The sequence below is a fragment of the Candidatus Omnitrophota bacterium genome, assembly GCA_018894435.1.
In the GTDB taxonomy this organism is placed as follows: domain Bacteria; phylum Omnitrophota; class Gorgyraeia; order JAHIPI01; family JAHIPI01; genus JAHIPI01.
The window spans coordinates 1-11749 of sequence record JAHIPI010000042.1; the positions used below are offsets into that span (position 1 = coordinate 1).

The following is an 11749-nucleotide window of genomic DNA, read 5'->3' on the forward strand; positions in this document are numbered from 1 at the left end:
GGCCGATTTTCTGGCCATGACGAGGTCGCGTATATCATTATCTATGACGAGAATTTCGTATATAGCGGTTCTGTCTTTATATCCGGTATATTTACATTCATCACAGCCTCCGCCTTCGTAAAATTTGACTTTCGCTATGTCCTTTATATCTGCTACTCCGAGTTCTTTAAGTACCTCTATAGACGGTTTCATCTCCTTTTTGCACGCAGGACATATAATTCGAACCAGACGTTGGGCTATGAAGCATTCCACGCTCGATGCGGCAAGAAACGGCTCAATACCCATATCCACCAATCGCGTTATGCCGCCGGCGGCATCATTTGTGTGCAAAGTAGAGAAGACAAGATGGCCCGTAAGGGCTACTCTTATTGTTATCTCTGCCGTCTCGAAGTCCCTGACCTCGCCGACCATCATTATGTCGGGGTCATGCCGCAGCATACTGCGCAAACCTTGCGCAAAAGTCAACCCTATGCGGGGGTGGACCTGGATCTGAGTCACATTTTTTATCTGGTATTCTATCGGATCTTCTATCGTTATGATTTTCTTTTCTTCGGAATTAATCCTGTTAAGGCAGGCATAGAGGGTGGTCGTCTTTCCGCTTCCTGTCGGGCCCGTTACAAAAATAATACCGTGCGGTTTTTTTATCATCGCCTCCATTATCTTAAGATCTTTCGGCAAAAGTCCCAGGTCTTCCAAGCTGAATTTTAAGTTGGTACCGAGAAGCCTGATATCCACGCTTTCTCCGTAAGGAGTAGGCAAAATAGAGACTCTAAGGTCCAGCTCGTAGTTGGTAACTTTTATTCTTATGCGGCCGTCCTGCGGCAAGCGGCGTTCCGCGATATTCAGGTTGGACATGATCTTTATCCTGGATATTATCGCGGATTGAAAATGCTTTATGTCAGACGGTATGGCAGTGTCATAAAGCACGCCGTCTATTCTGAACCTTACCTTCATTTCATTTTCGTACGGCTCTATATGAATATCGGTGGCCCTGTCCTTATATGCCTGCAGAAAAAGCTGGTTGACGAATTTTATTATTGAGGCATCCTGCGCCATATCCTCTATATCCTCGGTCTTTGGCGCGTTTACGGAAAACTCCTCTCTTGCCCCCTCGCCGGCCATCATCTTTTCGAGGGTATCGGCACCTACACCGTAATATTTTCTTATGGCATCGATTATATCTCCTTCGCTTGCCAAAACCATATTGGTATCGCAGCCCAAAAGGAGTTTTACATCGTCTATGGTGTGAATATCAAGGGGGTTCGTAACGGCTATGGTAAGGATATTATCTCTGAAATCTGTGGGGATCAACTTATAATGGCTGGCAAATTTCGCCGGGACTTTTTCAATGACCTCCGGCTCTATCTCGATGCTCTTTAGCTTGACATACTCAACATCCAGCTGCTCGGCAATGACCGGGAAAAGCTTATTCTCATCAACGTAACCCTTCTTAAGAAGGATATTTCCCAGGAAGCCGCCAGTTTTTTTCTGCTCCTTTATGGCTTCATCCAGCTGCCCAACAGTTATTATCTTCTTGTTTACGAGCAACTGGCCCAATAAGAGTTCTTTTTTAAATACCATAATTAGCCCATATAGTTATTACATAGGCCAAGTGTATCATAAAATAAGCATAAAAGCAAAAAAATAATGCGGCTACCCATACTGCCTCCATAGCCGCATTATAAATCTGTCTCTATTTTCTAGCCCCTATTTTTTATTCCGGAACGCGCCACCCCATTTCATTCCCCGGCTGAGTGCACTCCCATGCAGTTGGTTCAAAATAGCCGTTGTACGCGGGGTCGACAAACACATTTCCCGCTATGGGGTCTAGTGTTATACCAAGCTCGTCACACCATATATTATGCATAGAACCGGTGGTAAAGAAGTCGTTATTCTTTATATTATTAACCCTAGCGTCCGTTAAGCCGGGGGTGCTGTCGTGATAGGTCAGATGTACGCCGTCCTGCGCGTTAGTTATGATATTGTTGTAAATTTCGGGGTTCTCCTTATGCATTCGTTCGACGATGCCATAGTTGACGTTATCAATCGTGTTGCGGTGTATCCCATTATCGCCGTCCGGATCCTCGGAGGTTCCCCAAATCGCGCCTCCGAAGGCCTGCGAGAATAGCAATATCCCTGTATCCGCACCACGGATAAGGTTGTTCTCGACATTAGGCGTTATGTTCCCCGTATTATACAGATTAAAAACCTGCACGCCCTTGCCGTATTTATCCGGTAGCGGAGGATTCGCATCTGGATCCGGATGGATCGAGCAGTTTTTTACCTCCGCACTGCAGTTGATCATGGTCACGCCGGCGTCGGCCAGAACATTTATCCCCGGAGATGGGTAGACGGCATTGACCAGGTTCACATAGTCTCCGCTTGGATATTCTATGGTGAATCTTTCGATAGACGCGCCTGCCGCCTCTTTAAACACGACGTTTCCTTTCAGGACACAGCCAGACACATCATCTCCTATGATAGGTATACCCGACTGGTTGACATCAAGGACAATGTCTTCAGTGTAGGTATCGCTCCATACATAGACCTCGTCGCCGGCTCCGCCTGCCACGGCATATACGGCGTTTTGGATAGATCCGGTGCTGTCGAATACGTGCACCCTATCCACATCTGCGAGCACGGTTACTGTCAGCGTATCAATATTATCATGGCCGGCATTGTCCGCGACCTTCAGGGCAACAACATATGTACCCGGTGTACTAAACGTGCTTTCTACCACCGGTTTACCCGCTGTACCTGGGCTGTCGACAAAAGTGATGCCGTCGTAATCAAGGTCCCATGTGTACCATGCTATCCCCCCGCCTGTCGTACCTATATCATACGAAAGTGAGCCGTCGAACCTCAGTGTAGTCCCTTCTGTGACGGTGATGGCCTCAACCATGCCGCCGGCCGGCCATATATCAGCCCTTACTACGGGCCACTCATTATCAACACCGGAAGCGAGCACATTGATCTTAATATTGACAGTCTTCGTTTTGATCCCCGTTCTGTAATTATCATCTTCTATAACCGTAAAATATAGATCATACGGGCCGCCTGCTACGCTCGGTGTCCATTCAAAAACTCCGTACAGGCCTGAAGCATCCGGCAAAAACGTCGCGCCTGAGCACGATGATATATCGGCAGTTATCGGCTTAAGCGGATCTCCGTCAGGGTCGCCGGCTATCACATAGAACCTTTGCGTCTCGCCCACATAAAAGGTCAGCGTTCCCAATTCTGTGATCACCGGCTGATTGTTGAAGCAATTGTCACGCAGTATATCAAAAGTGCAGTATGTGACGGTGTCCACCACCTGAGCCTTCTTCGTCAGGATGTCCGGGTCAGTCCCGTTATCCGCGATCCAAAAGAGGCCCCAGTGCTCCTCATTCGAGTAATCATCGGGGTGGACATCATTTGTTATATTGCTGCTGTCATAGCCCCCTAAATCCTGCGATGTTTTATTGTGTCCCGGACTCTTATCATCCTTCCACCACTCGTCCGAGTATGACATGAGCGTACCACCAATGCAGGCATTCGATGCCAGTATATCATCCGTCAAGGATTTCGACCAGTCGGAGTGTTGTATCATGTCAAGGTGCGCCACTGAGGGAAACCCGCTTGCGTCAAAGCCGGTCGTAACAATCGAGTCTATGCCGTATTCAGCTATCCATAGCGGCTTATCGCTCAACGAGACATACTCATCGAAGAAATTTGTGTAGAGATACGATTTACATATGTAATACGGATAGGTGAATGTCCTTCCCGTATAGGCATTTATGCCCCAAATGTCTATATAATTCATCGATGCGTCATCGCTCTTATAATACGAAGAGCCTGTAGTGACAATACCGGCACTGGAGACGGCAACAGGATGGTAAGTTGCTCCTTCCAGCTTATAGGCCAGCTTGGCCATTTCGTTCGCGAGATCGTACCACGCTATCAGGTTTGTCACGGCATTGGCCTCTCTTATTACGATGTCATCTATCTTCAGCGTATCGGATCCGATTGCGTTTATGCTCACGCCTATCTGGAAACCGCTCGGATCGGCAGCTGATACAGTATGCTCATGCTGCCCATAGGATTGGTCTATTGGGAAACTGCTGCCGCCGAAAGTAAAAGTAACGTCCACGTTACCGTCGTTACAGAGCTGTTTTACCTGATAAGATATAACAAACGACTTTCCGGCTATGGCGGCCACGGAATTGTGCGTCACCGTATCCGTAGCCATGGCCCCTGGCTGGATATTAAGGGCCTCTTCGCCCGCCGCGCCTCCTATGGTAACGTAAGTGCCGTTACTAATCGTCCATCTAGTGCCGATTACGAAGTTTCCATCTCCGTAAAGTTCGTCGAGATTCTCCCTGTTTGAATAGTCGATTTCATTACCAAGCACCCACATAAGGAGCTGTTCCTCATCCCTAAAATCCATCACAAACTGCCTGAACCCATTCAGTATCGCGGTCCTGTTTGCTGCACCTGCGGTAGTATAGGTGCGAAAATCCTGTTGCGAATCTACCCAGTATGCAGCACAGACCATCTTACCGTAGTAACCGGCGTAATCGAATAGGTCGGCGTTGACATCATTCCATGTCCTTATGGTGTTCACGCGCAGATCGGCAAGATTGGGCATATCTCGCTGGAGCATGGTTATTGTCGGCCCATCCCAGGTGTCCACAACAGGGTCAATTCCGACCGGGACAGGGTTATAGCCTACACCTTTTATCTTGAATTCTCTCCCATCCACAATGAGTTTTTTGTTGTCGCTATCGACCCGCACACGACCGGTGCTTTGCGGCTTCTCGAAATCGGAATAAGGAAGAACGTCAATCGTCAGGCCTGGATCCATGGTATAATTTCCACCCTTCGAATCCTTAACCTTGAACTTTATCCCGCCATGAGAATATTGCTGTGACGCGTCGGGCTTTCCTGTTACTAGGCCGGTCACCGGGTTCAGTGTAAGCCAGTACGGGGCAACTACCTTCTCATAAAACAGGATATCGCCCTCAGGATCTCTTGCGGGCAGATAGAAGGAATTTTTCCGGTCAACATAGAATGTAAGCGGCCCGAAATTATCAATCACAGGCGGGAGATTCCAACTGCTGTAATCGAAGTATATGTCGTCAATATAGATCGTAGGCGTCCCTGATATGGCGTCTGATCCGAAGTAAAAAAGCAAGGCGGTTATGTTGTTTTTGTCACTAACGCCAGTAAAATCTGCCAGCGGTATCGAAACAAGCTGCCATGTTGTAGACACCGTAATATAATCTGTTACGGGAACTGTGGCAATATTTGTATCAGAACCGTAGATATCCTCTTTAAATGCGATCTGAAAAGTCTCACCGCCCGCTGCGCCCCGAACTCTGAACTTCAGCGTGTCATACAACGCCGTATCAGTAGGTTCGCGATTATCCCATGGCGCAAAAAAGGTATGGCTGTACAAGTACGCTATATTGTCATCGCCGTTTCCTGGTATGTTATCGTCACCGTCTATGTCGCACAGCGACTCATCCCATGTTATGACATGACATCTGTTGGCCGGATTATCAGGGTCGATTGCGTCAATGGATGTGGTTATCCCCGCGCCGTTGGTACCTCCCCCGAACCCTGTTCCGTGTTCATTCGGATCTGCGTCATAGTGGCGCAGAAGGTTCTCATCGCCCAGTGCATCTTCAAAATTATCGATCATCACACCCTGAAGACGTACATTGGTAATATATATCGTGCCGGTACTAGTCGGCGTACCTAGCGAAAAGACAAGATCAATGGCCTGTATCGTATTAAGATTAACCCCTATACCCGTAGTCGCTCCCGTATATTTATTAAGCGGGATTATGACGGTCTTCCACTCGGTATTGGATATGGCTCCGCCCTCCATAAGAAAGTTGCTGGCGACGTTATAGACTCTCTTGTGGCCTGTTTCCTGCAGGCCTACCATAAAGTCTTCCCCCCCCGCAGCTCCTACAACATCAAAGACGAGGTGTGTATATTGCTTGCCGTTCCTTTTTGTGCTGGGATTAAGTCCGTCCCAAATGGCAGTAGCCCACCATTGACAAGTTGTCCACCATTCATAAGTCTCCATATCGGGCGGTTGAATAGGAAGCATATAGCCTATTTTGTGGCAAGGCGGCTTGGGCTCACCAGTGGCAAGATTTGCAGGGTAATCCGGATCGCCGTCAACGACGTCTTTATGGCTTGACACTTGGGCCCCTGTCCAGAATCCTACACTATTCATTTCGTTATACGCATCTGAAAAATCATCGAGAAGAAGGAACCTTGAGGAAATATTTGCGCAGGTGTTTGATGTAAATAGTAAAAGAGAGATGCATGCTATCAGGCTTATTTTAGCGAGCTTAAAATAGTAGTTAGTCTTCATCGTATCTTCCCCTTGTCGATCTTTTGGGATTTTGCGATTTAACTTATTAAATACATTAGATATAAGCTAAAATAGTGGGAAAAAAAACTCCTCCCTAGTCTCTACATAAGTATACCACATAATATGTGGCTGTACAAGGGAGAAAATTAAACTTTTTCCACGCCTAACATCAATACTTCCGTACCACTAGCGTTGCATTATGCCCGCCAAAACCGAGGGAATTGGATATGGCTATATTTACGTCCTTCTTGCGCGCCTTATTCGGAACATAATCTAAGTCACATTCGGGATCCGGGAACTCATAATTTATTGTAGGGCAAATAATTCCCTCTTTCATTCCTAACACAGTGGCTATCAATTCCGCTCCACCGGCAGCGCCAAGTAAGTGCCCTGTCATCGATTTTGTAGAGCTTACTGCAAGCCTATAAGCATGCTTTCCGAAGACCTTCTTAATGGCTAATGTTTCGATCTTATCATTTAACTGCGTCGAGGTCCCGTGGGCATTTATATAATCGACTTCTTCCGGTTTGACCCCGGCATCATCTATAGCGGCTTTCATGCATCTTGCCGCACCGTCGCCTTCGGGATCCGGTGCTGTTATGTGATAGGCATCCCCACTCATGCCGTATCCTATCATTTCCGCATAAATATTCGCCTTCCTGCTTCTTGCGTGTTCAAGCTCTTCCAATACCACTACGCCTGATCCTTCTCCCATTACAAAACCGTCTCTCTCCTTATCAAAAGGCCGCGAAGCGTGTTCCGGATCATCATTACGTGTCGATAAAGCCCGTAACGCGCAGAAACCGCCGAATCCCATAGCAGTAAGAGCGCCCTCCGCTCCGCCCGCCACCATCATATCGGCATCACCCCTCTGAATCAAGCGGAATGCATCTCCTATGGCATTATTGCTAGTAGCGCAGGCTGTGGCTACCGCGGAATTCGGGCCCTTCAGCCCTAAGGCAATCGAGACCATACCGGAGCCCATGTTCACTATAAGCATGGGGATTAAAAACGGCGACATCTTGGAAGCGCCCTTTTCGGGACCGCGCTGCGCATAAGCCGTTACCTGTTCTTCAATAGTATGAAGCCCGCCTATACCTGAGCCTACATACACACCTATCCTGTTTCTGTCTTCTTTGTTAAGGTCCAGCCCTGAATCTTCAACAGCCATCTTAGAAGCCGAGACAGCAAACTGCACAAACCTATCCATCCTTCTAAGTTCTTTAGGATTTATACCGTATGAGGCGGGATCAAAATTCTTTACTTCTGCACCTATGTGAGATGTAAAATAAGAAGTATCAATGCAGGTAAGTTTTGCGGCTCCGCTTTTTCCGTTAAATATGGCATCCCGGAAGTCTGCCTTTGTGTTCCCGACAGGTGATAAGATGCCTACACCAGTTATGACGACGCGTCTTGGTTTCATTATATGTTGAAAGGAGTTATATTCGCAATAGACGCTTTAATTACTGGCTTTTTGTTCAATATATTTGATAGCTTCGCCTACGGTCGCCATCTTTTCGGCATCTTCATCGGGAATCTCTATGCCAAATTCCTCTTCAAGCGCCATTACCAATTCTACCGTATCCAGAGAATCCGCTCCAAGATCATCTATAAATTTTGCCGCGTCAGTGACTTCCTCTTTCTTCACTCCTAACTGTTCAGCTATAATCGACTTCACCTTCTCGCTAACTGCCATCTCTACCTCCTTAAATGATCCCGCATTAGCGGGAGAATTTACATTACCATTCCGCCGTCTACTTTTATTACTTCGCCGGTTATATACTCGGAACTATCGCTGGCCAAAAAAAGCGCCAGCTTTGCTACATCTAAGGCCTCGCCCAGTCTGCCCAAAGGAATCAGCTTAAGCATGGTATCCTTAAGCTCCTCGGAAAGCTTTGCGGTCATATCCGTATTTATGAAACCGGGCGCTATAGCGTTAACATTTATATTGCGCGAAGCAAGCTCCTTCGCCACACTTTTGGTAAAACTTATTATGCCGCCCTTTGAAGCGGCGTAATTTGCCTGGCCGGCGTTGCCTATTATCCCTATTATGGATGCTATATTAACGATTTTGCCGCTTCTTTGTTTTATCATTATTTTGGAAACGGCCTTCGTGCAATTGAACGTCCCCTTGAGATTCACGTTCAATACCGCATCCCAATCTTCTTCTTTCATTCTGAGCAAAAGATTATCGCGGGTTATCCCCGCATTGTTGATTAGTATATCTATTTTTGAAAATTTGTCAAGCACTTTCCCGGCCATCTCAAGAACCTCGGAATAATTTGTTACGTCTACTTTTACCCCCAAGGCCTTTACGCCGAGCGACTCTATCTCTTTTACTGCCGTTTGAATAGATTCGTCGTTAATATCACATATACAGATATCGGCGCCTTCCCGAGCAAAAAGAAGCGCCATCTCTTTGCCGATCCCTCTCGCGCCGCCGGTTATTAGCCCAACTTTACCCTTTAGTACCATTTTAATGCCCCTTTAGCTTTTTATTATGTTTATCCAGAAAATCTAACACAAAGGTAACCCTTTGTCAAACAGTTTTTCTGCTACCCTGCGTTATTGGTCCTTTTCTTATTGTACGCCCTCACGAATGCCTCTACGACGTGGGGGTCAAACTGTGTGCCGGCGCGCTCTTTTATCTCCTTTACAGCCGCTTCGTTGCTTCTTCGCTTTCTATAGGGCCTATCTGAAGTAATAGCGTCAAAGGCATCTGCCACACTTATGATCCTTGCTATTATGGGTATTTCGTCTCTTTTTAATCCGTCCGGATAGCCATTGCCATTATACCATTCCTGGTGAAGCCTTACAAAACGCGATATTTCACTAAGTTCGGGTATGGGCGATATGATAGACGCCCCCACTTCGGGGTGCTTTTCTACTATATCCTTCTCCTGAATGCTCAATTTTCCTTTCTTATTAAGGATAGAATCGGGTATGCCTATCTTTCCTATATCGTGCAGAAGCGCAGCGATACGCAGCATCTCTTTAAATCTACCGTTCGCGCGGACCTCCGGCACGCTGCCCAATTCTTCGGTTATCGCCATACAATACTTTGTCACGCGTTCCGCATGGCCGTGCGTATAAGCATCGCGGGCATCTATGGCCCTGGCCAAAGCAGTGGCAGTATTTATGAATAAGGCGTGCTCTCTCTCGTATAAATGCTCTATCTCATCTACCTTCCTGCGCAAGTTATCTATGAGCCTTGCGTTTGCTATTGCCATCGCCGCGTCATTCGCTAAAGTGGCGAATAGATTCATTTCTTCGCGTAAAAAGTCCTTGCCGGAAGACTTTTTACCCAAAATCAATATGCCGAGGAGTTCGTTCTTGAAAAAGCATGGCACGCACAACTCCGCATCCAATAATTCCATTTCCTTGAGTACCAGCCTCAGCTTATTATGGAACGATGCGTCTTTTGTGAGAAGCTGGCCGCTCTCCAGTATCCATTTGAGCTCTTTGAAGTTGACGGCTCCGCTATCAGAAATAAATTTGTTCTTTCTTTCGCTAAAAAGACCGATAATAGGGCTGTTTGGGTCAAGCCGTATACATCCGACGGGCATCTTAAGGCCCTTTTCGCCCCTTGAGTCTACAAGAATATAAGAATGCCTGTCGTTATCGTAAAGGAGCACTGCCAGATGTACAAGGCTGATCTCTTCGTTTATTATCTTACTTATCATCCTTATAAGGTGCTGGGGCTTTTTGAACCTTATCATACTCCTGGAGGCGTTGAATAACGCCTCCTGATAATCCTTGCCCAGTTTTAACTCTTGATGAAGTCCGGCGTGATTTTCGGCATCCCTATCCTGGATAGGAGCAGTTGTTTTAGGGGATATTTTATCCGTGTCTTTTTTAAGGACCTTATTGAAAAAAAGATCCTCTATTTCCTTCCAGTTATTATAATCCTGGTTCGTCGCGTGCATCAACTGATGTGTCTCCCGAAATTAAAGAAATTTCTGCGCCTGCCAAGGTTCGACATCACAACCTCCATGAGGTTCGCTAAAACAAGCGGTTTCGTTATGTATGCCGTCGCGCCGAGTGATTTCGCCTCTTTCATGGCCTCAAGGTCGCTAACGCATGTAACCATCACAACCTTCAGGTTTTTATTTATGCGCCTTATTTTTTTAAGTACCTCTATGCCGCTCATATCTTTCATCCTGATATCCAGAAGGGCGATGTGCGGTTTATCTCGTTCGGCTATCAATATCGCATCGCTGCCGTTTGTAGCGGTAAATACTTCAAAATTCCTCTCCGCAAAAAACCTCATCATAAAATCGCAAACGTCCCACTCGTCGTCGACAAGCAGTATCCTGGTCATGTCACTCTCCGCTTACTGGAAAACGCAACACGAAAGAAGTGCCCGTTCCGGCTTTACTATTGACGCCCACGCCGCCTTTATTTATCTCCGTCAGTTGCTTGACTATAAAAAGCCCCAGCCCTGTTCCGTTTGGTTTTGTGGTAAAAAAAGGCGCAAATATCTTATCCAAGTCCTCTTTTTTTATACCCGAACCCGTATCTTTAATCTCAAAAACCAGTCGGGCGCCGTCACGCCATCCTCTTATCTCTATCCTGCGCGTATCCTGGAGCGCCTGCGCTGCGTTCTTTATTACATTAAAGAATATCTGTTGGATATGTTTTTTGTCGGCTCTTATGGGCGGTAAACCTAGCGGTATATCTTTTATAATTTGAATGTCGGAAAGCTTTATCTCTGCGTTCAGGAAGGTGAGTACTTCGTCAATCTCTTCAATGACATAAACCGGCTGGGGCTTTGTAACCTTTCCGGATTTTACAAAATCCGTCAGTCTCTTGGTTATGTCCGATATGCGGTCGGTCTCCTGTATGACCCTCTCCATTATGCGGATATTTTTTTCTATGATTTCTTCTTTGGATTTATCTTTATACAGCCCCTCTTTCCAGCTTAAAACAAATGCCTCGCACTGGCCCCTTGCTATGCTAAGGGGATTGGCTATTTCATGATTAATTGCCGAGGCGAGCATTTCCAGAAAGGCCATCTTCTCTTTTTGCACTACGTCAGCATGCCTTTTTGAAAATTTGCTAGGCGGGTATAACTTATTTATAAGTTCCCTTAGGGCATTTTTTATATTCGGCATCTTATGACCTAATTTGCGCTATTTTTAGTTATGTTTCTCTCCTGTTCGTCAATCCATTTGTCTATAGAAGATTTCTTAAATCTCCACGTCGCCCCTACCTTAAACCCCGGCAGGTCTCCGCGGGAAGCATGTTTATCCCGGATTTTGCAATAGCTTCTTTTCTTAACGCGCAGGTAGTGATATAATTGTCTATAATATTAGGGGTTACGACAACGCATGTAAAAATGACGGAGGCACAAAAAGATGCAGGCAATAACAAAGAATA

At 46.4% G+C, this 11749-nt stretch carries 9 protein-coding genes; all 9 read right to left on the reverse strand.

What is annotated here, in order from left to right:
- A partial coding sequence (gene tadA, locus KKI13_03295; protein MBU4488075.1) for a Flp pilus assembly complex ATPase component TadA occupies positions 1-1581 on the reverse strand: 1581 nt, incomplete at its 3' end.
- Positions 1582-1714: 133 nt separating this feature from the next.
- The gene (locus KKI13_03300; GenBank protein MBU4488076.1) at positions 1715-6370 is read right to left on the reverse strand and encodes a PKD domain-containing protein; all 4656 of its coding nucleotides are present in this window, start codon (positions 6368-6370) and stop codon (positions 1715-1717) included.
- A gap of 169 nt (positions 6371-6539) precedes the next feature.
- Positions 6540-7793: a beta-ketoacyl-ACP synthase II gene (fabF, locus tag KKI13_03305; protein MBU4488077.1), complete on the reverse strand. Its 1254-nt coding sequence runs from the start codon at positions 7791-7793 to the stop codon at positions 6540-6542.
- A gap of 36 nt (positions 7794-7829) precedes the next feature.
- Positions 7830-8066: an acyl carrier protein gene (gene acpP / locus KKI13_03310; GenBank protein MBU4488078.1), complete on the reverse strand. Its 237-nt coding sequence runs from the start codon at positions 8064-8066 to the stop codon at positions 7830-7832.
- 38 nt (positions 8067-8104) lie between these two features.
- Complete coding sequence (gene fabG, locus KKI13_03315; GenBank protein MBU4488079.1) at positions 8105-8845, reverse strand: 3-oxoacyl-[acyl-carrier-protein] reductase; 741 nt, start codon at positions 8843-8845, stop codon at positions 8105-8107.
- An 80-nt stretch (positions 8846-8925) separates the two neighbouring features.
- Complete coding sequence (locus KKI13_03320) at positions 8926-10296, reverse strand: HD domain-containing protein (GenBank protein MBU4488080.1); 1371 nt, start codon at positions 10294-10296, stop codon at positions 8926-8928.
- The gene (locus KKI13_03325) at positions 10296-10691 is read right to left on the reverse strand and encodes a response regulator (GenBank protein MBU4488081.1); all 396 of its coding nucleotides are present in this window, start codon (positions 10689-10691) and stop codon (positions 10296-10298) included. Before KKI13_03325 ends, KKI13_03320 begins: the two co-directional genes overlap by 1 nt.
- 1 nt (position 10692) lies before the next feature.
- Positions 10693-11484 carry a GHKL domain-containing protein gene (locus KKI13_03330; GenBank protein MBU4488082.1) on the reverse strand — a complete coding sequence of 264 codons (792 nt, stop codon included), beginning with the start codon at positions 11482-11484 and terminating at the stop codon, positions 10693-10695.
- An 8-nt stretch (positions 11485-11492) separates the two neighbouring features.
- A complete protein-coding gene (locus tag KKI13_03335; GenBank protein MBU4488083.1) occupies positions 11493-11657 on the reverse strand; it encodes a helix-turn-helix domain-containing protein in 165 nt (54 codons plus the stop codon).
- Between the last annotated feature and the right edge of the window lie 92 nt (positions 11658-11749).